The organism is Streptomyces sp. NPDC050439, assembly GCF_040655335.1.
GTDB lineage: Bacteria > Actinomycetota > Actinomycetes > Streptomycetales > Streptomycetaceae > Streptomyces.
Genome location: NZ_JBFAJT010000004.1, coordinates 421,853 through 448,137, shown reverse-complemented (window position 1 = coordinate 448,137; position 26,285 = coordinate 421,853). Strand labels below are relative to the sequence as shown.

Genomic DNA, 26,285 nt, shown 5'->3' with positions numbered 1-26,285 from the left:
GCACCCGGCGCCGTGATCAGAACGTGCTGATCTGAACGTGCTGCGCGCGGATCAGAACTTGATGTCGCCGATCATCCCCGCCACGTTCGTCGTCAGTTCGTTGATGGTCGGGGCGATGGAGGAGCTCGCCAGATAGAAGCCGAGCAAGACACAGACGATCATGTGGCCCGCTTTCAACCCTGACTTCTTGACCAGCAAGAAGACAATGATCGCCAGCAGCACCACCGCCGAAATCGAGAGTGCCACGGCGGCTCACCTCCAAGTCCCAGACCCTGCACCAGTGCGGACGCCAGCAGGTACATACCCACTAAGCGCTACGGATCATAACTATCCGTGGGTCCGCATGAGTCGGAGCACGGCAGCACAAGGGGGCGCATGCCCCATAGGCTCGGGGGATGACCACCGAGACGCCCGGAACCGCCGGGCCCGCCGAGAGTCACGCGCAGCGGCTCTCCTTCCCGCGCCTGCACGCCCGCACGCAACGCTTCACTCTCGGTGCGCCCCGCGCGTTCACGGTGGCGCCGGACGGGTCCCGCGTCGCCTTCCTGCGCTCGCCGTCCGGCACCGACCGGGCCAACCAACTCTGGGTCCTCGACCTGGCGGACGGCGCCACCGAGCGTGTCGCGGCCGACCCCGAGGCCCTCCTGAAGGGCGCGGTCGAGCGCCTCTCCGCCGAGGAGCGGGCCCGCCGTGAGCGCAGCCGCGAGGGCGGCGCGGGCATCGTGGGCTACGCGACGGACGCGGCGGTCGAGCTCGCCGCCTTCGCGCTCTCCGGGCGGCTCTTCGCCGCGGAGCTGCGCGTGGGCACGGCACGCGAACTGCCCGCCCCCGCACCGGTGATCGACCCGCGCCCCTCGCCCGACGGCCGCCACATCGCGTACGTCGCCGGGGGCGCCCTACGGGTGACGGGCGCCGACGGAGAGGGTGACCGTGCCCTTGTGGCGCCGGAGCCCGACTCCGTGGAGAAGGAGACCGTGACGTACGGCCTCGCGGAGTTCATCGCGGCCGAGGAGATGCAGCGTTCGCGCGGCTTCTGGTGGTCGCCGGAGTCGGACCGGCTCCTGGTCGCACGCGCCGACGACGCCCCCGTACGGCGCTGGTGGATCGCCGACCCCGCGCATCCGGAGACGGAGCCCGCCCGGGTCGCGTACCCGGCGGCGGGCACGGCCAACGCGGACGTACGACTGTTCGTCGTGACCCTGGACGGCGCCCGCACCGAGGTGATGTGGGACCGCGCCCGCTACCCCTATCTGGCGCGCGTGCACTGGTCGTCGGCCGGTGCGCCGCTGCTCCTCGTCCAGTCCAGGGACCAGCTCAGCCAGCTCTACCTGGCGGTGGACCCGGACGACGGCTCGACCCGCATGGTGCACGCGGAAGAGGACCCGCAGTGGCTGGAGCTCTTCCCCGGCGCCCCCTCCTGGTCCCCCAGCGGACGCCTGGTCCGGATCGTGGACGAGGGCGGCGCACGGGTCCTCGCGGTGGGTGAACGCCCCCTGACGGGGCCGCAGCTGCACGTCCGCGCCGTCCTTGACGTGGCGGACGACGACGTGCTGATCTCGGCGTCGGCGGGTGCGGCCGCGGCGGCGTCCGAGACCGGCGAGGTGCACGTCTACCGGGTCAACGAACTGGGCGTCGAGCGCGTCTCGACCGAGCCCGGGGTGCACTCGGCGGTCCGCTCGGGAGGCCTCACGGTCCTCGTGACGGCCACGCTCGACCAGCCGGGCTCACGCGTCCAGGTACTGCGCGACGGCAAGCAGGTGGCCACCGTCGCCTCATACGCGCGGCATCCGGAGCTCACGCCGCGCGTGACGCTGACCGAAGGGGGCGCACGCAAGATCCCGTGCGCCGTCCTGCTCCCCAGGGACTACGAGGAGGGTTCGGGCCCGCTGCCCGTGCTCCTCGACCCGTACGGCGGCCCGCACGGTCAGCGGGTCCTCGCCGCCCACAACCCGTACCTCACGTCCCAGTGGTTCGCCGACCAGGGCTTCGCGGTGATCGTCGCGGACGGCCGGGGCACTCCGGGCCGCTCCCCCGCCTGGGAGAAGGAGATCCGCCGGGACTTCACGCTCACCCTGGACGACCAGGTGGACGCGCTCCAGGGCCTCGCGGAGTCGTTCCCCCTCGACCTCTCCCGGGTCGCCATCCGGGGCTGGTCCTACGGCGGTTACCTCGCGGGGCTCGCGGTCCTGCGGCGCCCCGACGTCTTCCACGCGGGTGTCGCGGGGGCGCCGGTGACGGACTGGCAGCTGTACGACACGCACTACACGGAGCGGTACCTGGGCGATCCGGGCGCCGATCCGGCGCCGTACGCCCTGAGCTCCCTCGTCACCGAGGAGGGCCTGGTGGCGCCGGAGGACCCGCACCGGCCGCTGATGATCGTGCACGGCCTCGCGGACGACAACGTGGTCGTGGCGCACGCGTTGCGCCTGTCGTCGGCGCTGCTGGCCGCCGGGCGGCCCCATGAGGTCCTGCCCCTCTCCGGGGTCACGCACATGACCCCGCAGGAACAGGTGGCGGAGAACTTGCTGCTGCTGCAGGTGGACTTCTTGAAGAGGTCGCTGGGCCTGTCCTGAACGTGGGCGACCGGCCGGGGTGACATGGCGACCCCCGGCCGGTCTACGGCACCCGCACGGCCGTACGCGGCTTAGCCTGCCGGGGGTGTATGGCGGGGCTGGGTCGGTGGGGTTGCCCTCGTGTTTCTTTCCCCAACCCCGCCCCTTCCCGACTGTGACACCTGCGGCTCCGCCGCGGGTCGCTCGGCGCGAGGGCCCTCCTCAAACGCCGGAGGGGCTGAAAGATTCAGCCCCTCCGGCGTTTGAGGAGCGGGGTCTGGGGCGGAGCCCCAGTTTCGGGAAGGGGCGGGATTGGGGAGAGCCCCGCAGGGAACGCTCGAACCCCGCCCCCCTACGGCACCACCTGCTTCTCCTCGGCGAAGTGGCACGCCGAGTCATGGGCCGCCGGGCCCTCGGTGTGGCGGAACTCCGCCGGAACGGCAAGCAGCGGCACCTCCAGAGCACACCGCTCCCTCGCCTTCCAGCACCGCGTACGAAACCGGCACCCCGAGGGCGGATTGGCGGGCGACGGCACGTCCCCGGACAGAATGATCCGCTCCCGATGCTCCCGCGCCTCGGGATCAGGCACCGGCACAGCCGAAAGCAGCGCCTGCGTATAGGGGTGCGTCGGATGCTCGTAGATCTCCGCGTCGGAGCCGATCTCGACGATCCGCCCCAGATACATCACGCCGACCCGGTCAGAGATGTGCCGCACGATCGACAGGTCGTGCGCGATGAACACGTACGAGAGGTCGAAGTCGTTCTGCAGCCGGTCCAGGAGGTTCACGACCTGCGCCTGGACCGAGACGTCGAGCGCCGACACCGGCTCGTCCGCCACGATGATCTCGGGCCGCAGCGCAAGCCCCCGCGCGATCCCGATGCGCTGGCGCTGACCGCCCGAGAACTGGTGCGGATAGCGGTTGATGTACTCGGGGTTCAGCCCGACCACGTCGAGCAGCTCCTGCACCTTCTGCCGCCGCGAGCCCTTGGGCGCGACCTCCGGATGGATCTCGTACGGCTCCCCGATGATGTCGCCGACCGTCATACGAGGGTTCAGGGACGTGTACGGGTCCTGGAAGACCATCTGGATGTTGCGCCGCACGGCCTTCAGCGCGCGCCCGGACAGCTTGCTGATGTCCTCGCCCTTGTAGCGGATCTCGCCCGCCGTCGGCCGCTCCAGGTTCACCAGCATCTTCGCGACCGTCGACTTGCCGCAGCCGGACTCCCCCACGATGCCGAGCGTCTCGCCGTGCCCGAGGTCGAAGTCGACGCCGTCGACGGCCTTGACCGCGCCGATCTGCCTGCGGATGACGATGCCCTGGGTGAGCGGGTAGTGCTTGACCAGGCCCCGCACCTGGAGGATCGGCTCGCGGCCCGACGCCGAGCCGTGCGCGGCGAACTCGTGCTCCGCCCGCGCCTTGTGCAGCAGCTGCCGTGCGGTCTCGCCCTCGTCCTCAAGCTGCTTCCTGCTGATGTGCTCACCGTGCGGCATCGAGCGTCTCCTTCCAGAAGTGGCAGGCGCTCCGGCGGTCGGCGGTCAGGCCTTCGTAGGCCACTTCGTAGAGCGGCGGCTCATCGGTCCTGCACACCTCCCGTGCCATCGGGCAGCGGGGGTTGAAGGCGCAACCCGGCGGGATGTTCATGAGGTTGGGCGGCAGGCCCTTGATCGCGTAGAGCTCCTGGCCCTTCTGGTCGAGACGGGGAATCGACTCAAGCAGACCGCGCGTGTACGGGTGCGCCGGCGCCTTGTAGATCTCGTGGACGGGGGCCTTCTCGACGATGCGGCCCGCGTACATGACGGCGATGTTGTCGGCGACGTCCGCCACGACGCCCAGGTCGTGGGTGATGAGGATCAGGCCCATGTGCAGCTCGCGCTGGAGTTCGGCGAGGAGCTCCATCACCTGGGCCTGCACGGTCACGTCCAGGGCGGTGGTCGGCTCGTCGGCGATGATCAGCGAGGGTTCGAGCGCCATCGCCATGGCGATCATGATGCGCTGGCGCATGCCGCCGCTGAACTGGTGCGGATACTGCCCGACGCGTTCCTTGGCGGCCGGGATGCGCACCCGGTCCATCAGCTCGACGGCCTTGGCCCTGGCGTCCTTGCGGGACATCCCCTGGTGGACGACGTACATCTCGCCGAGTTGCTGGCCGACGCTGACCACGGGGTTCAGCGACGACAGGGCGTCCTGGAAGATCATCGCCATTCCGGCGCCGCGCGTCTTGCGCCGCTCCTCCGGCTTAAGCTTGAGGAGGTCCTGGCCCTTGAAGAGGATCTCGCCGCCGGTGATCTTTCCGGGCGGCATGTCGAGGATGCCCATGATGGCCTGCGCGGTCACGGACTTGCCGGACCCGGACTCGCCCAGCACGGCGAGCGTCTCGCCCTCGCTGACGGTGTAGTCGACGCCGTTGACGGCCTTGGCGACGCCGTCCCTCGTCCTGAACTCCACGTGCAGGTCACGCACTTCGAGCAGCTTGGACGCCCCGTCTGCGGACGCCCCCGCTGCCTCGGATGCCACGGTTGCCATGGGCGCCTACCTCAGCTTCGGGTCGAGGGCGTCGCGCACCGCGTCGCCGAGCATGATGAACGCGAGCACGGTGATCGCAAGGGCACCGGCGGGCCAGAGCAGCATGTGCGGGGCGTTGCGGATGTACTGGGAGGCGGCCGAGATGTCGATGCCCCAGCTCACGGTCGGCGGCTTCAGACCCACGCCGAGGTACGAGAGGGTCGCCTCCAGGGCGATGTACGTTCCGAGCGCGATGGTGGCGACGACGATCACCGGGGCGACGGCGTTCGGCGCGATGTGCCGCAGCAGCATCCGCGAGTTGGAGGCGCCGAGAGCGCGCGCCGCTTGTACGTAGTCGTTCTGCTTGGCGGTGATGACCGAGCCGCGGGCGATGCGCGAGAGCTGCGGCCAGCCGAGCAGGACCATGAAGCCGATCACCGGCCAGACGGTGTTGCTGGTGACGACCGACAGGAGCACCAGGCCGCCGAGTACGACGGGGATGGCGAAGAAGACGTCGGTGATGCGGGAGAGGATCGCGTCCCACACCCCGCCGAAGAAGCCCGCGAGCCCGCCGAGGACGCTGCCCAGGATCGCGACGCCGAGCGTGGCGCAGACGCCGACGGTGACGGAGGCGCGGGCTCCGTACACGGTCCGCGTGTAGACGTCGCAGCCCTGTCCGTCGAAGCCGAAGGGGTGGCCGGCCGTGGAGCTCTTCTGGGCGTTGGCGAGGTCGCAGTCGAGCGGGTTGCGGGAGGCGATCAGGGACGGCCAGATCGCGATGACGACGAGGAAGACGATGATGAGGGCGGAGATGATGAAGACCGGGTTCCGTCGCAGCTCGCGCCACGCGTCGGACCACAGGCTGCGGGCCGGTGCCGAGGGGCCGGTGCCGCCGGACCCGCCGGGCGTCTTCTCCAGCGTCGCCCCCTCGGTCGCCGCGAGGTCCATGGCGCCGCCCGCGCCGGTCGGGGCGATGGCTCCGTCTGGCTCTCGGGGTTCAGGCATAGCGGATCCTCGGGTCGAGTACGGCGTACAGGAGGTCGACGATCAGGTTGGCCACCAGGAAGACCAGGACGAGTACGGTCACGAAGCCGACGACGGTCTGGGTGCTCTGCCGGAGAATTCCTTGGTAGAGCTGGAATCCGACGCCGTGGATGTTGAAGATCCGCTCGGTGACGATCGCGCCGCCCATCAGCGCGCCGATGTCCGTGCCGATGAAGGTGACCACCGGGATGAGTGAGTTGCGCAGCAGGTGCCGGGTGATGACGCGGCGCCTGGGCAGGCCCTTCGCGATGGCCGTGCGGACGTAGTCGGCGCGGCGGTTCTCGGCGATGGAGGTCCGGGTGAGCCTGGTGACGTACGCCAGGGACACCGAGGCGAGCACGAGCCCCGGCACGATGAGTTCGTTGAGTGGCGCCTCCGAGGAGACGGAGGGTTTCATCACGCCCCATTCGACGCCGAGCAGCAGCTGGAGGAGCAGGCCGGTGACGAAGGTGGGGATGGCGATGACGACGAGCGTCAGGAGCAGCACGACGGTGTCGATGGGACGCCCGCGCCGCAGGCCGGTCACCACACCCAGCGAGATGCCGATGACGATCTCGAAGACGATCGCGACGAGCGTCAGCCGGATGGTCAGCGGGAAGGCCGTCGACATCAGCTCGGTGACCTTCTGGCCGTTGAAGGCGGTACCGAAGTCGCCGGTGAAGACATTGCCCATGTAGGTCACGTACTGCTGCCACACGGGCTTATCGAGGCCGAACTCCTTCTTCAGCTGAGTGGCTGTCGCGGGGTCGCACTTCCGGTCCCCGCAGAGGCCCGCGATGGGGTCGCCCATCACGTTCACCATCAGGAAGATCAGCAGCGTGGCGCCGAAGAAGACCGGGATCATCTGCAGCAGACGCCGGATCACATAACGTCCCATGAGGGCTCCGTAAGTAGGGGAAGCGGTCGTCCGGCGCGTATTCGCTCGCGCCGGACGACCGCTCCCCGGGCCTCAGCTGACCTTGATCTCGTTGTAGACCGGGACGCTGAACTGGTTCAGCTCCACGTCGGAGACCCGGTCCGAATAGCCGGCGCTGCCGTTCTGGTACCAGAGCGGGATGACCGCCATCTGTTCCGCGAGCACCTTTTCGGCGTCCTGGAAGGTGGATACGGCCTTGCCCGTGTCGGTCTCGGCGTTGGCCTTGTCGACGAGGTCGTCGAATTTCTTGTCGGACCATTTGCCGTCGTTCGACGGGGCGTCCGTGTAGTACAGCGGCTGCAGGAAGTTCTGGATCAGCGGGTAGTCCATCTGCCAGCCCGCGCGCCAGGCGCCGTCCAGCTTCTGCTGGGATGCCTTGCTGCGGAAGTCGGCGAAGGTGCCGACCGGGCTCGCGACACAGGACTTGTCGTTCCCGAGCGCCTTGTTGATGCTGTTGCAGACGGCGTCGACCCATTCCTTGTGCGAGCCGGTGTCCGCGTTGTACGTGATCTTCAGCGTGCCGCCGGGGATGCCGCCGCCGTCCGCGATCAGCTTCTTCGCCTTGTCCGCGTCGTACTTGCAGGGGTCGCCGCAGAGCCCGGACTTGTAGCCGCCGGCTTCGCCGAGCACCGGGGACGTCCAGTCGGTGGCCGGGGTGCGGGTCTTCTGGAAGATGGTCTCGGTGATCTGCTCACGATTGATCGCCATCGAAAGCCCCTGCCGGACCTTCTCCATCCCGGCCTTTGACCACTTGCTGTCGTAGAACGGGAAAGCCAGCGTCTGGATGATGCCCGCCGGGGTGTTGATGTAGCGGTCACCCAGATCATTCTTGGCGTTCTTGAGCTGCGAGGCCGGAACGTCGTCGACGAGGTCGAGATTGCCCGCCATCAGGTCCGTGTAGGCGGTGTTGTTGTCGGTGTAGACCTTGAGATCCACCCCGCCGTTCTTCGCCTTGTCCTCGCCGCTGTACCCGTCCCACTTCCGCAGGGACATCTTGGAACCCTTGGCGTACGAGTCCACGGTGTACGGGCCGTTGCCGACCGGCTTGGCGAGCCATGCGTCGTGGTCGTCGTAGAAAGCCTTGGGCAGCGGTGCGAAGGCCGGATAGCCGAGGGTCTTGGGCCAGGTGGAGAATTTCTGCGTGAGCTTGACGGTGAAGGTGGTGTCGTCGACGACCTTGAGCCCGGAGAGCTTGTCGGCCTTGGCGTCCCCCTTCTCCGGGTGGACGTCCTCGTACCCCTCGATGTAGCCGAAGAAGTAGGCGTTCTTCTGGTTGTTCTTCAGATGCGCGCCGTAATTCCAGGCATCGACGAAGGACTTCGCGGTGACCTTCTCGCCGTTGCTGAACTTCCACCCGTCCTTGATCTTCACGGTGAAGTTCTGCGAGTCCTTGGTGTCGATCTTCTCGGCGATCATGTTCTTCGCCTCGCCGCTCTTCGGGTCGTACCGCATGAGACCCCGGAAGAGCATGTCGAGCACCTTGCCGCCCTGCACCTCGTTGGTGTTGGCGGGCTCCAGCGGGTTCTGCGGATCACCCCAGGAGGACCCCACGATCCCGGAGCCGTCGCCGCCACCACCGCCGCTGTCCCCGCCTCCGCCGCAGGCGGTCGCCGCGAGCGCGACGGTCACCGCACATGCGGCCCACTTGGCGTGCGTGGCTCCACGCATGGAGAGCCTCCCTCTCAGGCCTAGGTCCGACGTTCAATGTCTGACTCAGGCCCAAATACACCCCAATGCTCCGCTCTGCGCATCTTGATAGGGGCTTTCCGGGGGCTAGTAGGACCGGGAAACCCTCGGATGCCGGATGGGTGCAGCGGCCAGGCGCGCCCGGGGACCGGCCCCTAGTCCGACGCCAGCCGCGCGTGCAGCTCGACGTCGTAGCGGACTCCCTCGTACGCGAGCTTCTGCCGCTGCAGACCTTCCGCCGCGAACCCGGCGGCCTCGGCGACCCGGCAGGACGCCGGGTTGTTCACCCGGTGCCCCAATTCAAGCCGGAAGAGCCCCAGCTCCCCGAACGCCCACCTGGCCAACGCCTCGCACCCGAACCGCGCCACCCCACGCCCCCGCACCGCAGGCACCGTCCAGTAGGAAACCCACCCGGTCCCATGCACCCGATTGACCGCCCCCACGGCAACGTTCCCCAAGGGAACATCATCCCCGCCGACCACCGCGAAGGCATACGCGACCCCCGCCCGCTCCTCCTGCCCACGCCGCGCGATCCAGCGGGAGGCACTCTCACGGGAGTCGACCGCCTCATCGGCCTGCCGCACCATTTCCGGCACGGAGAACGCGGCGAGCACAGCGGCGGCGTCGCTCTCCCTCCAGGCCCGCAACCTACGCACGACAAACCACCTGTCCCACCCGCACCATTCGAACGCGCCCCCGCCACAGGGTGAGCTGCCCCTTCCGCGGCGACATACGCACGAAAATGGGGGCGCCCGGAACCAATTGGTTCCGGGCGCCCCCATCATCTGTGGCCTGTGGCCGACGGTGGGGTTACGCCGCGTGGACGACGTCCTTTTCCTCCGCGAAGTGGCACGCCGACTCGTGTGCCGCCGGGGTGTCCTGGCCCGCGAAACGCTGCGGGATCGCGAGCAGCGGGGTCTCCTCCGCGCACTTCGCCTCCGCCTTCCAGCAGCGGGTGCGGAAGCGGCAGCCCGAGGGCGGGTTCGCGGGGGACGGCACGTCACCGGTGAGGATGATGCGCTCGCGGCCCTCGCGGGCCTCCGGGTCCGGCACCGGGACGGCAGACAGGAGCGCCTGCGTGTACGGGTGCGTCGGGTGCTCGTAGATCTGCTCGTCCGAGCCGATCTCCGCCATCTTGCCGAGGTACATCACGCCCACACGGTCCGAGATGTGCCGGACGATCGACAGGTCGTGCGCGATGAAGAGGTAGGAGAGGTTGAACTCGTCCTGCAGCTTCTCCATCAGGTTGATGACCTGGGCCTGGACGGAGACGTCCAGGGCCGAGACCGGCTCGTCGCAGATGATGATCTCGGGGTTGAGGGCCAGACCGCGCGCGATGCCGATGCGCTGGCGCTGACCGCCCGAGAACTGGTGCGGGTAGCGGTTGATGTACTCGGGGTTGAGGCCCACCACGTCCAGGAGGTCCTGGACCTTCTGGCGGCGCGAGCCCTTGGGAGCCACCTCGGGGTGAATCTCGAAGGGCTCCCCGATGATGTCGCCCACCGTCATACGGGGGTTCAGGGACGTGTACGGGTCCTGGAACACCATCTGGATGTTGCGGCGGACCGCCTTCAGCGCGCGCCCGGACAGCTTGGTGATGTCCTGGCCCTTGTAGAAGACCTCGCCGGCCGTGGCGGTTTCCAGGGTCATGAGCAGCTTGGCGACCGTGGACTTGCCACAGCCGGACTCGCCCACGATGCCCAGCGTCTCGCCCTGGTACAGGTCGAAGGAGATGCCGTCGACCGCCTTGACCGCGCCGATCTGCTTCTTGATCAGGATGCCTTGGGTCAGCGGGAAGTGCTTCACCAGGTTGCGGACCTGGAGGATCGGCTCGCCGCGCTCCACCGGCGCCTCGATGGCCGCGACGGCCTCCTCGGCGGTGGCCGCGTCGACCGTGTCCACCTCGGAGACGTTCGGGGTCGCGTCGACGGGCTCGTCCGTCTTCGAGAGTTTCGAAGCCTTCGTCGGCTCAGCCATGGATCGTCTCCTTCCAGAAGTGGCACGCGCTGCCGCGGCCCGGCAGATCCGTGCCGTCCTGCTCCGTCACCGACACCAGGGCCGGGACGTCAGTACGGCAGATGTCCTCGGCCTTGGGGCAGCGCGGGTTGAAGGCGCAGCCGGACGGAATGTGCAGCAGGTTGGGCGGCAGGCCCTTGATCGCGTAGAGCTCCTGGCCCTTCTGGTCGAGCCGGGGAATCGAATCGAGCAGACCGCGTGTGTACGGGTGCGCGGGGCGCTTGTAGAGCTCGTGCACGGGCGCCGTCTCGACGATCCGGCCCGCGTACATCACCGCGATCTTGTCGGCGACGTCCGCGACCACACCCAGGTCATGGGTGATCAGGATCAGGCCCATGTTGTACTCGCGCTGAAGCTCGGCAAGCAGGTCCATGACCTGTGCCTGGACCGTCACATCGAGAGCCGTGGTGGGCTCGTCGGCGATGATCAGGTCCGGCTCCAGGGCGAGCGCCATCGCGATCATGATGCGCTGGCGCATACCGCCGGAGAACTGGTGCGGGTAGTCGTTCACCCGCTCCTTGGCGGCCGGGATCTTCACCCGCTCCATCAGCTCGATGGCCTTGGCCTTGGCTTCCTTGCGGTTGAGCCCGTCGTGCACCCGGAACATCTCGCCGAGCTGATAGCCCACCGAGAGAACGGGGTTGAGCGACGACAACGCGTCCTGGAAGATCATCGCGATCTTGCGACCGCGGATCTTCCTGCGCTCCTCGCCGGACATCTTGAGCATGTCCTGGCCGCGGAAGAGGATCTCGCCCTGCGGGATCTTCCCCGGCGGCATGTCGAGGATGCCCATGATCGCCTGGGCGGTCACGGACTTGCCGGAGCCCGACTCACCGAGGACGGCGAGCGTCTCGCCCGCGTCCACGCTGTAGTTGACGCCGTTGACTGCCTTGACCACTCCGTCACGGGTGTGGAACTCGACGTGCAGATCCCTGACGTCCAGCAGCCTGCCACTCTTTTCCTCACCCGAGCGGGGGGCGGGAACCGAGTCTTCCTTGATGTCGATGCTGGTCATTTACGCCTCCCTCAGCGCAGCTTCGGGTCGAGGGCTTCGCGTACGGCGTCGCCCATCATGATGAACGCAAGCACCGTGAGACTCAGCATTCCTGCCGGGAAGATCAGTGTGTGCGGGTTGTTGCGGATGTCGTTCAGGGCGTCGGAGATGTCTCCGCCCCAGGAGAGCGCGTCACCGGCGAAGCCGAGGCCCAGGAAGGACAGCGTCGACTCGGCGACGATGTACGTGCCGAGCGCGATGGTCGCGATGACGATGACCGGCGCGATGGCGTTCGGCAGGATGTGCCGGAACAGGATCCGCTTGGTGCCCGCGCCGAGTGCCTTCGCCGCCACGACGTAGTCGGCGTGCCGGGTGGTGATCACCGCGCCGCGCATCACGCGGGCGATCTGCGTCCAGCCGAGGAAGGCGAGGGCGCCGGTGATCACCCAGACGTTGCGCTCGGTGAAGGCGTTCAGGACGACCATCGCGCCGAGCAGGAACGGGACACCGAAGAACACGTCGGTGAGCCGCGAAAGGATGCTGTCCCAGATGCCGCCGAAGTAGCCGGCCAGCATGCCGACCAGGCCGCCGAACAAGGTGACCAGGATGGTCACTCCGAAGCCGACCATGATCGAGTTGCGGGCGCCGTACACCACGCGGGCGTAGACGCTGCGTCCCTGGCGGTCGTAGCCGAACCAGTCGGGCTGGAAGAAGTGGCCGAGGTTCGGCTTCTCCAGGAAGTGATTGGTCAGGTCGCCGGAGCGGGGGTCGGCGCTGGTGAACAGCCCGGGGAAGGCGGCGACCAGGAGCACCACGACGATCAGCAGTGCGGAGACGAGGAACAGCGGCCTGCGGCGCAGGTCCCGCCAGGCGTCGCCCCACAGGCTGCGCGGCTTGCCCGTCGTCTCCGCGGTGTCCACGGCCTTCGCTTCGGCGTCGACGATGGCCACGGCGTGTGCCTCGTCCGTGGCCGGGGACTTGGTGAGGTCAGGCATAACGGATCCTCGGGTCCAGGACGGCGTAGAGCAGGTCGACGATCAGGCTCGCGAGGAGATACACGAGCACCAGGACCGTCACGATGCCGACGATGACGGCGCCCTCTCGGTTGCCCAGCGCGTCGAACAACAGGTTGCCCACACCGGTGACATTGAAGATGCCCTCGGTGATGACCGCGCCGCCCATGAGGGTGCCGATGTCGGTTCCCAGGTAAGTGACCACCGGGATCAGGGAGTTGCGCAGCAGGTGCCGGGTGATGATCCGGCGGCGCGGCAGACCCTTGGCGACCGCGGTGCGTATGTAGTCCGCCTGCCGGTTCTCCGCGATGGAGGTCCGGCTCAGCCGTGCCACATAGGCGAGACCGACCAGGCCGAGCACGAGTGCCGGCATCAGCAACTGCTGGAAGTCCGTCGAGTCCTGGACCGTCGGTTTCACCCAGCCGAGCTCGTTTCCGAAGATCAGCTGAAGGAACAGGCCGAACACGAAGATCGGGACGGAGATCACGAGAAGCGTGAAGAGCGTCACGGTGTTGTCCACGAACCGGCTGCGCCGCACACCGGCGAGCACACCCAGACCGATGCCGACGATGAGTTCGAACGTCCACGCCATGGCGGCGAGTCTCATCGAAATCGGGAAAGCCTGCTTGATCTCGTCAAGAATGGGCCTGTTGCCGGCGATGGTCTTGCCGAAGTCGCCCTGCAGCAATCCGCCCATGTAGTGCAGATATTGCTGCCAGAGCGGCAGGTCGAGCCCGCGGTCGTGCTTGATCTGCGCAACCTGCGCCGGGTCCGGCGGCTTGTCTCCCCACAGCGCCCGTACGGGATCGCCGGGGAGCACATTGACCATCAGGAAGATCAGCAGGGTTGTCCCGATGAAGACCGGGATCATCTGGAGCAGTCGCCTCGCGACGTAGCGCCCCATGGTGGTGCCTCCGTCCATTGCGGAGCCCGCCCGTGAGCGGCGCCCGGGATCACCGGGCGCCGCTCACGGAAACGGAACTCCGACGACTACTTCTTCTCGAAGACCTCGACCTCGGTGAGAACCGGGTCGCCTGCCTGGTCGAACTCCATGCCCTTCACGTTGTTCGAGTACGCGGAGAGCGTCTTGTTGTACCAGAGCGGAATGCCCGGGAAGGTGTTGACGAGCTGCTTCTCGGCCTCGCCGTACAGCTTCGCGGACTCGTCGATGGTCTTCGCGCCGTCGGCCTTCTTGGTCAGCGCGTCGAACTTCTTGTCCGAGAAGCCGCCCTTGTTGCCGTCGACGCCGGTGCCGTAGAGGTCGGCGAGGAAGTTGCCGTTGAACGGGTAGTCGAGCACCCAGCCGGAGCGGTAGATCGACTTGACCTTCTTCTGGTCACGGATCTCCGTGTCGGCCGCGAAGTCGGTCACCGCGTCACCGACGCACTTGACGCCGGTCGACTTGGTGATGCTGTTGCAGACCGCGACGACCCAGTCCTTGTGCGGCTGGTCGGCGTTGTACTGGATGGAGATCTTGTTGCCCGGAACGCCGCCGCCCGCCTTGATGGAGGCCTTGGCCTTCTTGGCGTCGAACTTGCAGTACTCGCCGCAGGCGTCCTTCTGGTAGCCCTTGACGCCCTTGGCGACCCAGCCGGTGGCGGACTCACGCGTGCCGTAGAACACGGTCTTGGCGATGGTGTCGCGGTCGATCGCCATCGACAGGCCCTGCAGGACCTTGACGTCGATGTCCTTCCACTGCTTCGTGTAGAAGGCCGGGTTGATCGTGTTGATCGCCGAGAAGTCCTGCTCGATCGCGCGGTCGCCGAAGTCCTGCTTGAAGTTGGCGGTCTCGCTGTTCGGCACGATCGGCATCGAGTCGACGTTGTCCGACTTCAGGTCGGCGTAGGCCGCCGTGTCCTTGGTGTAGGCCTTGAAGTCGATGCCGCCGTTCTTCGGCTTGTCGCCCTTGTAGCCGTCCCAGGCGCGGACCGAGATGAGCTTCTTGTGGTCCCACTTCGAGAACTTGTACGGGCCGTTGCCGACCGGCGACTCGCCGTACTTCTTCGGGTCCTTGAGGGCCTCCGAAGGCAGCGGGTAGAAGGGCGCGTAGACGAGCTTGTACGCGTAGTACGGGATGCCGTCGTTCAGCGTGATGGTGAAGGTGTTGTCGTCGACGACCTTCAGACCCTCCATCGCCTCCGCCTTGGCCTTCCCCTTCTCGGGGTGGACCTTGTCGTAGCCGACGATGTCGCGGTACCACGAGCTGTTCTGCTGGCCGTTGGCCGGGTTGGCGGCCCAGTTCCAGGCGTCGACGTACGACTTGGCGGTGACAGCCTCACCGTTGTGGAACTTCCAGCCCGACTTCAGCTTGACGGTCCACACCTTGGAGTCCTTGTCGGGGGTGACCGACTCGGCGTTCTCGTAGGTGATGTTGCCCTGCTTGTCGTAGTGGACCAGGCCCGTGAAGAGCGAGTCGATGACGACGCTGCCGTATGCCTCCATGGTGTTGGAAGGCTGCAGGGCGTTCTGCGGCTCGCCGTTCGCGTAGCTGACGATCCCCTTGGGGTCGACCTTGCCACTCTTGCCGCTGTCGCTGTCGCCGCCACCACAGGCCGTTGCCGTCAGCGCCACGACACCCGCTATCGCGACCCACTTGGCGCTCTTGGCACCACGCATGGGGTTCCTCCTCATGAGTCCACTTGTTCACTACAAGAGGGGGTACAAGAAACCGCGCCGACACCCCTGACGGCGCGTAGATCGAAGTACCCCAGTGTGCTCGTGAGTCGGCGCTCCCCACAGCGCGTGACCCATTGACCCGAGCTATACGCGGTCAACTATTAGCCATGAGGTACCGCCCGACCACACTCTTTTGGTCTCGGTTCAATCACACCTGGTGCGTACAACTTCCAAAATCCGGACAAACCGATCCGAGATAGATGGTTGCGAAACGGACGTGTTACACATCTAACGGTCAACGGTGTCCGTATTCCGGACAGATGGTCCAGGAAAACCGGTTGCGGCGGAGCACGCCGGAGGCGACTCGGGGCATCTTCGGGGGCGGCTCTGTGGACGCGCGTAGATGCGCGGAGAGTCGCGAACGGGGGAAACCCGTCGCTCCCGGGGCCCGGGCCAGCGTAGTGCCCCTGAGGGCCCCGCAAGGGGGTAAACCCCGCAGACGCACGGAGGCCGGTCCCCGCCTCTCCCCGGAGGAAGAGCGGAAACCGGCCTCAGATGCCGAATTCGCCGGAAGTCAGCGGCAGTTGCGCCGGGCCCAGGTTTTAACCGGGCTTTGCTCCGGCCTCAGCCGTGCTTGGCGCGCGAGGCCGTGCGGCCGCGCTGCTTCTGGTCCAGGACGACCTTGCGGATACGCACGGTCTCCGGGGTCACCTCGATGCACTCGTCGTCGCGGCAGAACTCAAGGGACTGCTCGAGCGAGAGCTTGCGGGCGGGCACGACGTTCTCGGTCGTGTCCGCGGAAGCCGCACGCATGTTGGTGAGCTTCTTCTCCTTGGTGATGTTCACGTCCATGTCGTCGGCGCGCGAGTTCTCGCCGACGATCATGCCCTCGTACACCTCGGTGCCGGCCTCGGTGAAGATGACACCGCGCTCCTGGAGGTTGACCATCGCGAACGGCGTGACCGAACCCGAGCGGTCCGCGACGAGCGAGCCGTTGTGACGGGTGCGCAGGTCGCCGAACCACGGCTCGTGACCCTCGAAGATCGAGTGCGCGATGCCGGTGCCGCGGGTCTGCGTCAGGAACTCCGTGCGGAAGCCGATGAGGCCACGCGACGGAACGATCCACTCCATGCGGATCCAGCCGGAGCCGTGGTTGGTCATCGTCTCCATGCGGCCCTTGCGGGTCGCCATCAGCTGCGTGATGGCGCCGAGGTGCTCCTCGGGCGAGTCGATCGTCATGCGCTCGATCGGCTCGTACGTCTTGCCGTCGATCTGCTTGGTGACGACCTCGGGCTTGCCTACGGTGAGCTCGAAGCCCTCGCGGCGCATCTGCTCGACCAGGATGGCGAGCGCGAGCTCACCACGGCCCTGGACCTCCCAGGCGTCGGGACGCTCGGTGTCCAGGACACGGAGCGAGACGTTACCGATGAGCTCCTTGTCCAGACGGTCCTTCACCTGGCGGGCGGTGACCTTGTGGCCCTTGCCGCCCTTGCCGACGAGCGGCGAGGTGTTGGTGCCGATGGTCATGGAGATCGCGGGCTCGTCGACCGTGATCAGCGGGAGCGCGATGGGGTTCTCGGGGTCGGCGAGGGTCTCACCGATCATGATCTCCGGGATACCGGCGATGGCGCAGATGTCACCGGGGCCCGCCTTCTCGGCGGGCTTGCGGGTGAGCGCCTCGGTCATCATCAGCTCGGTGATGCGGACGTTGGACTGCGAGCCGTCCCGCTTGATCCACGTGACGGTCTGGCCCTTGCGCAGTTCGCCCTGCTCGACGCGGCACAGCGCGATACGGCCGAGGAAGTTGTCGGCGTCCAGGTTCGTGACGTGAGCCTGGAGGGGCGCGTCCTCGTCGTACTTCGGGGCCGGGACGGTCTCCAGGATCGTGGAGAAGAACGGCTCCAGGTTCTCGCTGTCGGCCGGGACGGTGCCGTCCTCCGGCTTGGTCAGCGAGGCGACGCCGTCACGGGCGCAGGCGTAGACGATCGGGAACTCGATCTGGTCCTCGTCCGCGTCCAGGTCCAGGAAGAGGTCGTACGTCTCGTCGACGACCTCGGCGATACGGGAGTCCGGACGGTCCGTCTTGTTGATGCAGAGGATCACCGGCATCTTCGCGGCGAGGGCCTTGCGCAGGACGAAGCGGGTCTGGGGCAGCGGACCCTCGGAGGCGTCCACGAGGAGGACGACCGCGTCCACCATCGACAGGCCGCGCTCGACCTCACCACCGAAGTCGGCGTGGCCGGGGGTGTCGATGATGTTGATGGTGATGACGTCGCCGCCATCCTTGGGGTGGTACTTGACGGCCGTGTTCTTGGCCAGGATCGTGATGCCCTTCTCACGCTCCAGGTCGTTCGAGTCCATCATGCGGTCGTCGAGGGACTCTGCCGCATGCGCGGCGAAGGAGCCGGCCTGCTTGAGCATGGCGTCGACCAGGGTGGTCTTGCCATGGTCGACGTGGGCGACGATGGCAACATTACGAATGTCATGGCGCGTGGGCATACGAGCTGCGCTTCTCCCGGGAAGAGTGGATGGCCGCGCGTACGGTCCGGCACGCGTGCCCTGCCGGGCAGAACACGCCACGGCCTCACCCCAGTCTACGTCCCTCACGCGGAGGAGACCTCCGCGGGGGGCTGCCGGGGGGCCTGACCTGGGGTTTTGCTGGTCTCAGCCAAGCGCTCCGAGCGTGCGGCGCCGGCTCCGGGGCATGCGGTCGCGGGCGAGGGGCGGGGTCCGGGGAAAACGGGCAGGGGTGTCCCGGGTCAATGGGTGGGAACGACCTTGCCCGCCGAGGGTCTCGGCGGGCAAGGGAGTTGAGGGGAATCTGAGCCTGACCTGCGGCGGAGCTACTTTGCCGCGGGTTTGGCGCCCTGCTTCAGGAAGCCCATGTCCTCATAGTTCGGGACCTGGAATCCGAACGCCCCCGCATTGGCGAGGTTCGTGCGGGCCGCCATCAGCTGGGGGCGCTGATAGAGAGGAATCGATCCTGCTTCGGCCCAGATGCGGGCATCCGCCTTCTTGACCAGCGCACGGCTCTCGTCCTCGTCCAGCTCCCCCATCGCCTGGTCGAACAGCTGATCGATGTGATCCGTGCCGACCCGCGTGTAGTTCTGCTCGACGTTCAGCGACCCGTCCGCGGCCGGCACCGGCTTGGCGAAGATCGGGCGCGCGTCCGTGGCCGGGAAGGCCGTGGCGGGCCAGGAGTACAGGGCGAGGTCGTACTGACCGGAAGCGATGTGGTCCTTGAAGTAGCTCTCGTCGGCGACCTTCGCCGTCTCCGTACGGATACCGATCTTCTCCAGCATCCGCGAGATCCGGTCGGCCACCGTCCGCAGCGACTCCGAGCCCTCCCCGGACGGCAGGACGAAGCGGAGGGTGAGGGGCTTGCCGTCCTTGGCCATGGGGCCGCCCGCCGCAGCGGTCGCGGCCGGCGCCGCGGTCCCCTTGGGGGCGTACGCGCCGGGCGCACCACCCTTGGCCGCCTGCTTGTCCGCACGCTTCTCTGCTCGCTTCTCCGCCTGCTGCTTGGCATGCCCGCCGGGGTCCTTCTTCTTCTCCTTGTCCGCCTCACCGGGAGCCGCGAGGGTGTCCGCCTGCCGGGTGAGCGCCGCCCGCTGGTAGGCCGCCGCCGGAGCGGGCGCGAGCACCGAGGTGCCGCTGTCGCCCGGCTTCTGGTCGTCCTCGCCGACGACGTACGTGCCGTCGTCACCCGAGTCCGAGGAATCGGTGTCGGAGTCCGCGTCGGAATCGGAGTCGGAGCCGGACTTGGCCTTCTTGGTGTCCGCCTCGCCTCCGGCCGTCTTCCCCTTCGGCTCCTTCAGCGGACCGCCCGGCGTCCATCCCGCGTCGGCGAGCAGCGCCCGCGCCTCCGCGGTGTCCTGGTCCCCGAGGGCCCCGCTGTTGTCCGCGTACGCGTGCTGACCGGCGAGGGCGAGGTGGCTGCCGACCGGCTCGGCGGGCAGGCCGAGCGGCGAGAGGACCGCCTTGGCGAGCTCCTCGCGGTCGAGGGCCCTGGCCACCGCACGCCGCACCCGGTCGTCGGCGAGCGGACCCTCGGTGCCGTTGAGGGCGAGCTGGGTGTAGGCCGGTTCGAGGGACTTGCGGACGGTGTAGCCCCGCAGGCCCGATTGTTCGTCGGCGTACTTCTTGATCGCCTTGTCGGTCCGCTTGCGGGCCAGCTGCTCGGTGTCCGCCGCCTCCTCGTCGGAGCCGTGCGCGACCGCCCAGGACCGCAGCGCCTTGGCGGGGGTCAGCTGCGCCTCGGGGCCGTGGCCGAGCGGGCCCTGGGCGCCCTTGTCGCGGGCCGCGTTCGTGATGCGCCGGGCCTCGGGGGCGTCGATCTCGGCGAGGTCCACCTTGCCCTCGGCGAGCGCGGCGGCCCGCTTCTCGCGCGGCACCTCGCGCAGCACCAGCTTGGAGAGCTTGGCCGGCCTGCCCCACCAGCGCGGATTGCGCACCAGCGTGACCTCGTCCGCCTTGCTGTCGAAGTCCTGCACCGCGAACGGTCCCGCGCTCACCTTGAGCTTGCGCCGCGCGCCGTCGTTGAAGGTGTCAGGAGTGCCCATGACCTCCTTCGGGTACAGCGGCGAGAAGAGCGAGCGCCAGTCCGCGTACGGCTTGTCGAAGGTGACGCGCACCTCCAGGTTGTCCGCGCCGCGCTCGATCTTCCCGATGCGGTCGTAGCCCGCGTTGCGCGCCGTCCAGTACGCGCTGTCCTTCCCGGAGAGGGCGCGCTGCTGCGCGGCGAAGTCATCGGCGCCGATCTCCCGGCCGTCACTCCAGACCGCCTGCTGGTTGAGCTTGTAGAGCACCACCTGCTTGGGCTCGCGCTCGACGACCTCCGCGGACTCCAGGAAGTCGCTGTTCCGCTGCGCCCTGCCCTGCGCGTCGAGACGGTACATCGACGGCAGGACGGCTCCCGCGATCCGTGAGGTGCCCGCGTCCGCGTCCGACTGGAAGGAGTTGAGGGTCTCCGGCATCGACTCGACGGCCCAGTTCATCGTCCCGCCGTCGGCGACGAGATCCCGGGCCGCGGGGGCGACGTCCTGGCCGGCGGTCGGGGAGCCCGCCTCGTCCTGGGAGCTGCAGGCGGCGAGGGCGGGCAGGGCTAGCACGCCCGTGGCGAGGAACACGGCAGATCTCAGTCTGGCGCGGTCTGGGGACATGACGGGTACCTCCGGGGCTCGCCCGGCCGCCCGCTACCAGGACCGGGCCGGGTTTGATCACGTTTGGCGGTATATGGAGCTGATCACATCTATCGATCCACTGAAGGGGACGGGAACCGGCACGCGGGAGCGACACGGCGTGGGGGCGCCAGATCCCACTCGTGCGGCCCAACCCCGCGTGACCGAGCGTGACGAAGGCCCCGGCCCGCGCCCCGAGGCACGGCCGCGACGGCGGCGCACACCCGGCGCATTTCAGCGCGTACGAGCCGGGAATCCCTGCAGATCCCTTCACAAGCCGGGATGTGACGCGCGACACTCGCAGGCGCATGAACGTTGCCGCCGCACCCCTGAAGTGAGGGCAAGTCATGGCTCTGCAGGATGATCTGACGGCTGTTCAGCGATGCGTCGACGATCTGGTCCGCACCGTCGGCAAGCTGGAGCAGCAGGTCGGCGAGGGTTCCCGGGGCGGCCTTGCCGGGATAGACGTGCGCCGCGTCCGCACGGACGCCGACCGCCTGCGCGAAAGCGTCGCGTTTCTGCGCGCCGCGGCCCAGGGGCCAGCCGCCGCCCCGGCGAAGCGGCCCGACCTGGTCACCATCCCCGACGCGCCGTACGACAGCTCGCTGTGGACGGACTCGGACGACGAGGGCCTCGGCGCGAGCGACCGGCGCGCCCCTTGAGCTGCCGCACCCGCCCTGAGCAGCACCGCCCTGAGCACCGCCCTTCTGAGGACCGCCGATCTGAGGACAAAGGAGTGGAGCCTCGTTGGCCACTGGCACGGAACCCCATCTGAAAAGCGGTCAGGATCCCGGCGGCGTACGAGCGGCGACGCGCGCCGCGATCAGCGCTGCCCATCTGCGGACCGACCGCTGGTGGCTCGCGCCCGCCGCGACCGCCGCCGGCCTCTTCGCCTTCATCGTCTACTCGACGTGGCGGGCCTTCGCGAACGCGGACTACTACGCGGCGCCCTACGTCTCACCGTTCTACTCGCCGTGCCTCGCCGAGAACTGCGAGCCGATGCGGTCAGGGCCCAACTGGGAGATCTTCGGCAGCTGGTGGAGCCTCTCCCCCGCCCTGCTCATCCTGATCTTCCCGCTCGGCTTCCGTCTGACCTGCTACTACTACCGCAAGGCCTACTACCGCGGCTTCTGGGCCTCACCGCCCGCCTGCGCGGTCGCAGAGCCGCACAAGAAGTACTCCGGAGAGACCCGTTTCCCGCTCCTCCTGCAGAACATCCACCGCTACTTCTTCTACGCGGCGGTTCCGGTGGCGGGCATCCTCACGTACGACACGGTGCTCTCGTTCCGCGACGAGCACTACGAGTGGGGCCACATGGGCCTCGGCACGCTCATCTTCCTGGTCAACATCACGCTGATCTGGGCGTACACCCTCTCCTGCCACTCCTGCCGGCACATCGTCGGCGGCAAGCTCAAGCACTTCTCCAAGCACCCCGTGCGCTACCGCATGTGGCAGTGGGTCGGGAAGCTGAACGCCCGCCACATGCTGCTCGCCTGGGCCTCCTTGGTGAGTGTGGCGCTCGCCGACTTCTACGTGTATCTGATCGCGTCCGGCGTCTTCGACGATCCGAGGTTCTTCTGATGTCTCAAGTGGAGCGGCAGCAGTGGGATGTTGTCGTCGTCGGAGCCGGAGGAGCGGGCCTGCGGGCCGCGATCGAGGCACGTGAACAAGGCGCCCGTACGGCCGTGATCTGCAAGTCCCTGTTCGGCAAGGCCCACACGGTGATGGCCGAGGGCGGCATCGCCGCCTCCATGGGCAACGTGAACTCCGGCGACAACTGGCAGGTCCACTTCCGCGACACCCTGCGCGGCGGCAAGTTCCTCAACCAGTGGCGGATGGCCGAGCTGCACGCGCGCGAAGCTCCCGACCGCGTCTGGGAGCTGGAGACCTGGGGCGCCCTTTTCGACCGTACGGCGGACGGGCGGATCTCCCAGCGCAACTTCGGGGGGCACGAATACCCCCGCCTCGCGCACGTCGGCGACCGGACCGGACTCGAACTGATCCGCACGCTCCAGCAGAAGATCGTCTCCCTCCAGCAGGAGGACGAGCGCGAATTCGGCGACTACGAAGCGCGTCTGAAGGTCTTCCAGGAGTGCACGGTCACCCGCGTCCTCAAGGAGGGTGAGCGGGTCAGCGGCACGTTCTGCTACGACCGCGAGTCCGGCCGCTTCTTCGTGCTGGAGGCCCCCAGTGTCGTCCTGGCGACCGGTGGCATCGGCAAGTCCTTCAAGGTGACGTCCAACTCGTGGGAGTACACGGGCGACGGACACGCACTCGCGCTGCTCGCCGGGGCGCCGCTCCTGAACATGGAGTTCGTGCAGTTCCACCCGACGGGCATGGTCTGGCCGCCCTCGGTGAAGGGCATCCTGGTCACCGAGTCGGTGCGCGGCGACGGCGGGGTGCTGCGCAACTCCGAGGGCAAGCGGTTCATGTTCGACTACGTACCGGACGTCTTCAAAGAGAAGTACGCGCAGTCGGAGGAGGAAGGCGACCGCTGGTACGAGGACCCCGACCACAACCGCCGCCCCCCTGAGCTGCTGCCCCGTGACGAGGTGGCGCGCGCCATCAACTCCGAGGTGAAGGCGGGCCGCGGCTCACCGCACGGCGGCGTCTTCCTGGACGTCTCCACACGCATGCCCGCCGAGGTCATCCGGCGCCGACTGCCGTCCATGTACCACCAGTTCAAGGAGCTCGCGGACGTCGACATCACCGCCGAGGCGATGGAGGTCGGGCCGACCTGCCACTACGTGATGGGCGGTATCGCGGTCGAGTCGGACACCGCGGCGGCACGCCGCGTGCCGGGTCTGTTCGCGGCCGGAGAGGTCGCGGGCGGCATGCACGGCTCCAACCGGCTCGGCGGCAACTCCCTCTCCGACCTGCTCGTCTTCGGGCGGCGTGCGGGGCTGCATGCGGCGCGGTACGCCTCCGAACTCACCGGGCCGGGCGCACGGCCGGTGATCGACGACGTCCAGGTGGACACGGCGGCGGCCGAGGCACTGCGGCCGTTCAGCGCGGAGGGCCCCGAGTCAGGGGCGACGCCCGAGAATCCCTACACCCTGCACCAGGAACTCCAGCAGACGATGAACGACCTGGTCGGCATCATCCGCCGCGAGGCCGAGATGGAGCAGGCCCTGGAGAAGCTGGCGGAGCTACGGGTACGGGCACGGCGGGCCGGCGTCGAGGGTCACCGCCAGTTCAACCCCGGCTGGCACCTCGCGCTCGATCTGCGCAACATGCTCCTTGTCAGCGAGTGCGTGGCGCGGGCCGCCCTGGAGCGCACGGAGAGCCGCGGCGGGCACACCCGCGAGGACCACCCGGGCATGAACCGCGCATGGCGCCGGGCGAACCTCCTCTGCCAACTCACGGACCCTTCGGGCGGGTTGGCGGCGACGGATCCCGTACGCGGCCAGATCGACCTGGTGCGGGTCACCACCGAGCCCATCCGAGACGACCTGCTTGCTCTCTTCGAGAAGGAAGAGCTGGTCAAGTACCTGGCCGAAGAGGAGCTTTTCGAGTGAGTGCCACTACGCCGAGTCCGACTCCGAGTCCGAGTTCTCCCGGTGCTTCCAGTACGTCGTACGACGCCCGGTTCAGGGTCTGGCGCGGGGACGTCGAGGGCGGCGACCTGGAGGACTTCAAGGTCGAGGTGAACGAAGGCGAGGTCGTCCTCGACATCATCCACCGCCTCCAGGCGACCCAGACCCCCGACCTGGCGGTGCGCTGGAACTGCAAGGCGGGCAAGTGCGGTTCGTGCTCGGCGGAGATCAACGGCCGGCCGCGGCTGATGTGCATGACGCGGATGTCGGTGTTCGACCGCGAGGACGTCATCACGGTGACACCTCTGCGGGCCTTCCCCGTGGTGCGGGACCTGGTGACGGACGTGGGCTTCAACTACACGAAGGCACGGGAGGTACCCGCCTTCGTGCCGCCGGAGGGTCTCGCTCCGGGCGAGTACCGCATGCAGCAGGCGGACGTGGACCGCTCCCAGGAGTTCCGCAAGTGCATCGAGTGCTTCCTGTGCCAGGACACGTGCCATGTGGTGCGTGACCACGAGGAGAACAAGGCGGCCTTCGCCGGGCCGCGCTTCCTGATGCGGGTCGCGGAGCTGGACATGCACCCGCTGGACGCGGCCGCGGAGAGCGGCCTCGACCGCAAGCGGACCGCCCAGGACGAGCACGGGCTCGGCTACTGCAACATCACCAAGTGCTGTACGGAGGTGTGCCCGGAGGGCATCAAGATCACGGACAACGCGTTGATTCCCCTGAAGGAGCGCGCGGTCGACCGGAAGTACGATCCGCTGGTCTGGCTCGGGAACAAGATTCGGCGGCGGGGAGAAAAGTGACGTGGGTCAGGGGGATCTCGGAGATCTGGGGGTAATCCCCCAGGCCGAAGACTCATGATTTCCCCCATGGTCACGGGGCCGGGGCGAGACCAGCATTGAGGCATGAACTCTTCCTCGGCTGTGACTCGTTCGGCTTCTCATTCCGGTGGGAGGCAACGTGCTCGCGCAGTTGTGACCCGGCGCTCTGTGCTCGGTCTCGCGGCGGCCGGTCTGGCGGCGACGGTGCTGGCGGCCCCGGCCCCCGCGCAGGCGGGGCCCTCGCGGGCCGGGCCCGTGGGTAGTCAGGCGAAGCTTCCCGCGCCCACGGGACCGCACCGGATCGGCACGGTGTCGACCCGCGTCGTCGACACCTCACGGCACGACCCCTGGGTGAAGTCCGTGCCGTACCGAGAGCTGATGATCAGCGTCTGGTATCCGGCGGCGGGCAGGACGGGCGGTGCGGGCGGACACCGTCTCGCTCCCTACATGACACCGGGCGCGGCAGAGCGCTGGAACGCCACGTCGCCGCACGGCATACCGAAGGACGCGATCGACTTCGCCGCCCTGCGCACGCACGCACGGGAGGGAGCACCGGCCGACACTAGCGGGGGCAGGCGCCCGGTCCTGCTGTACGCGGCGGGCGCCAACGACCCCCGCACGTGGGGTACTTCAGCGGTCGAGGAGCTCGCGAGCCACGGCTATGTGGTGGTGACGATCGACCACACCTACGAGGCGCCGGGCGTGCAGTTCCCCGACGGTTCGGTCAAGGGCGACGCCCCGCTCCGTGCGGCACTGGCGGAAGCGGAACGGGACGAAGCTCTGCCCGCGCTCCTCAAGAAGGTCCTGGACGTCCGGGTGGCCGACTCGAAGTTCGTCATCGACCGCCTCGGCTCGCTGCCGAACGGCCTCTCCAAGGTCGTGGACCGCGAGCGGGTCGGCATGTTCGGCCAGTCCGCGGGCGGCATCGCGGCAGCCGAGACCATGTACGAGGACGACCGGGTCAAGGCAGGCATCAACATGGACGGCACCCTGGAGAACAACCCCGAGCCGAACGGCACGCATCTGACGCCGGTGGCCCGCCACGGCCTGAGCGGTCCCTTCCTCCTGATGGGCCGGCAGGGCAGTGACCGTGCGACGGAACCGTCGTGGCGGGCGTTCTGGTCCCACTCGACCGGCTGGAAGCGGAACCTCACCTTGCGCGGCTCCCTGCACCAGACGTACACGGACCTCGCCGCGCTGCTCCCGCAGGCCGGGGTGGACCAGAGGGTGATTGAGGAGCACATAGGCACGGTCGACCCGGGCCGCGCGGTGGCAGCACAACGGGCGTACACGACGTCGTTCTTCGACCGATGGCTGCGAGACCGGGACGATCACCTGCTGGACGGGCCTTCGCGGAAGTACCCGGAGGTGGAGTTCGCGGGGTGAGGCGCAGTCTTGCTGCGG

20 protein-coding genes are annotated in these 26,285 nt (G+C 68.1%); 6 read left to right on the top strand and 14 right to left on the bottom strand.

The genetic code is table 11. The annotated features are described in order from the left end of the window. Positions 1-51: 51 nt before the first annotated feature. Positions 52-246, bottom strand: a complete 195-nt coding sequence (locus tag AB0I66_RS19370; protein ID WP_344521425.1) for a hypothetical protein — start codon at positions 244-246, stop codon at positions 52-54. Positions 247-395: 149 nt separating this feature from the next. Between AB0I66_RS19370 and AB0I66_RS19365 the strand changes: the two genes are divergently transcribed. Continuing rightward, positions 396-2,573, top strand: a complete 2,178-nt coding sequence (locus tag AB0I66_RS19365) for a prolyl oligopeptidase family serine peptidase (RefSeq protein ID WP_363209082.1) — start codon at positions 396-398, stop codon at positions 2,571-2,573. Between the two features lie 331 nt (positions 2,574-2,904). Here the strand turns inward: AB0I66_RS19365 and AB0I66_RS19360 are convergent, their stop codons facing one another. From AB0I66_RS19360 to AB0I66_RS19300, 13 genes are all read right to left on the bottom strand, one after another. After that, positions 2,905-4,044 carry a dipeptide ABC transporter ATP-binding protein gene (locus tag AB0I66_RS19360; protein ID WP_363209081.1) on the bottom strand — a complete coding sequence of 380 codons (1,140 nt, stop codon included), beginning with the start codon at positions 4,042-4,044 and terminating at the stop codon, positions 2,905-2,907. Further along, entirely contained in the window at positions 4,031-5,077 is a 1,047-nt protein-coding gene (locus AB0I66_RS19355) for an ABC transporter ATP-binding protein (RefSeq protein ID WP_363209080.1), read from the bottom strand. The genes AB0I66_RS19360 and AB0I66_RS19355 overlap by 14 nt, the downstream gene beginning before the upstream one ends. Before the next feature lie 6 nt (positions 5,078-5,083). Then, the gene (locus AB0I66_RS19350; protein WP_363209079.1) at positions 5,084-6,061 is read right to left on the bottom strand and encodes an ABC transporter permease; all 978 of its coding nucleotides are present in this window, start codon (positions 6,059-6,061) and stop codon (positions 5,084-5,086) included. Next, positions 6,054-6,977, bottom strand: a complete 924-nt coding sequence (locus AB0I66_RS19345) for an ABC transporter permease (RefSeq protein WP_363209078.1) — start codon at positions 6,975-6,977, stop codon at positions 6,054-6,056. Before AB0I66_RS19345 ends, AB0I66_RS19350 begins: the two co-directional genes overlap by 8 nt. A gap of 72 nt (positions 6,978-7,049) precedes the next feature. Next, complete coding sequence (locus tag AB0I66_RS19340; protein WP_363209077.1) at positions 7,050-8,684, bottom strand: ABC transporter substrate-binding protein; 1,635 nt, start codon at positions 8,682-8,684, stop codon at positions 7,050-7,052. A 173-nt stretch (positions 8,685-8,857) separates the two neighbouring features. Next, a complete protein-coding gene (locus AB0I66_RS19335) occupies positions 8,858-9,358 on the bottom strand; it encodes a GNAT family N-acetyltransferase (protein ID WP_363209076.1) in 501 nt (166 codons plus the stop codon). A 154-nt stretch (positions 9,359-9,512) separates the two neighbouring features. Next, positions 9,513-10,679, bottom strand: a complete 1,167-nt coding sequence (locus AB0I66_RS19330; protein WP_363209075.1) for a dipeptide ABC transporter ATP-binding protein — start codon at positions 10,677-10,679, stop codon at positions 9,513-9,515. Next, a complete protein-coding gene (locus tag AB0I66_RS19325; protein WP_363209074.1) occupies positions 10,672-11,733 on the bottom strand; it encodes an ABC transporter ATP-binding protein in 1,062 nt (353 codons plus the stop codon). The genes AB0I66_RS19330 and AB0I66_RS19325 overlap by 8 nt, the downstream gene beginning before the upstream one ends. A gap of 11 nt (positions 11,734-11,744) precedes the next feature. Continuing rightward, positions 11,745-12,707 (bottom strand): ABC transporter permease, encoded by a 963-nt coding sequence (locus tag AB0I66_RS19320; RefSeq protein ID WP_363209073.1) that lies wholly within the window; start codon positions 12,705-12,707, stop codon positions 11,745-11,747. Then, entirely contained in the window at positions 12,700-13,629 is a 930-nt protein-coding gene (locus tag AB0I66_RS19315; protein WP_363209072.1) for an ABC transporter permease, read from the bottom strand. Before AB0I66_RS19315 ends, AB0I66_RS19320 begins: the two co-directional genes overlap by 8 nt. A gap of 86 nt (positions 13,630-13,715) precedes the next feature. Next, the gene (locus AB0I66_RS19310) at positions 13,716-15,341 is read right to left on the bottom strand and encodes an ABC transporter substrate-binding protein (protein WP_363209071.1); all 1,626 of its coding nucleotides are present in this window, start codon (positions 15,339-15,341) and stop codon (positions 13,716-13,718) included. 624 nt (positions 15,342-15,965) lie between these two features. After that, positions 15,966-17,840 carry a translational GTPase TypA gene (typA, locus tag AB0I66_RS19305; protein WP_363209070.1) on the bottom strand — a complete coding sequence of 625 codons (1,875 nt, stop codon included), beginning with the start codon at positions 17,838-17,840 and terminating at the stop codon, positions 15,966-15,968. A gap of 344 nt (positions 17,841-18,184) precedes the next feature. Then, positions 18,185-20,503 carry an ABC transporter family substrate-binding protein gene (locus AB0I66_RS19300; protein WP_363209069.1) on the bottom strand — a complete coding sequence of 773 codons (2,319 nt, stop codon included), beginning with the start codon at positions 20,501-20,503 and terminating at the stop codon, positions 18,185-18,187. Positions 20,504-20,868: 365 nt separating this feature from the next. Between AB0I66_RS19300 and AB0I66_RS19295 the strand changes: the two genes are divergently transcribed. The 5 genes from AB0I66_RS19295 to AB0I66_RS19275 all read left to right on the top strand — a co-directional run bounded on the left by AB0I66_RS19295 (position 20,869) and on the right by AB0I66_RS19275 (position 26,267). Next, positions 20,869-21,183, top strand: a complete 315-nt coding sequence (locus AB0I66_RS19295) for a hypothetical protein (protein WP_363209068.1) — start codon at positions 20,869-20,871, stop codon at positions 21,181-21,183. A gap of 85 nt (positions 21,184-21,268) precedes the next feature. Then, complete coding sequence (locus AB0I66_RS19290) at positions 21,269-22,102, top strand: hypothetical protein (RefSeq protein WP_363209067.1); 834 nt, start codon at positions 21,269-21,271, stop codon at positions 22,100-22,102. Beyond that, complete coding sequence (locus AB0I66_RS19285; RefSeq protein ID WP_363209066.1) at positions 22,102-24,039, top strand: fumarate reductase/succinate dehydrogenase flavoprotein subunit; 1,938 nt, start codon at positions 22,102-22,104, stop codon at positions 24,037-24,039. The genes AB0I66_RS19290 and AB0I66_RS19285 overlap by 1 nt, the downstream gene beginning before the upstream one ends. Then, entirely contained in the window at positions 24,036-24,863 is an 828-nt protein-coding gene (locus tag AB0I66_RS19280; protein WP_363209065.1) for a succinate dehydrogenase/fumarate reductase iron-sulfur subunit, read from the top strand. The genes AB0I66_RS19285 and AB0I66_RS19280 overlap by 4 nt, the downstream gene beginning before the upstream one ends. A 171-nt stretch (positions 24,864-25,034) precedes the next feature. Then, positions 25,035-26,267 carry a hydrolase gene (locus tag AB0I66_RS19275; RefSeq protein ID WP_363209064.1) on the top strand — a complete coding sequence of 411 codons (1,233 nt, stop codon included), beginning with the start codon at positions 25,035-25,037 and terminating at the stop codon, positions 26,265-26,267. Positions 26,268-26,285 lie beyond the last annotated feature (18 nt).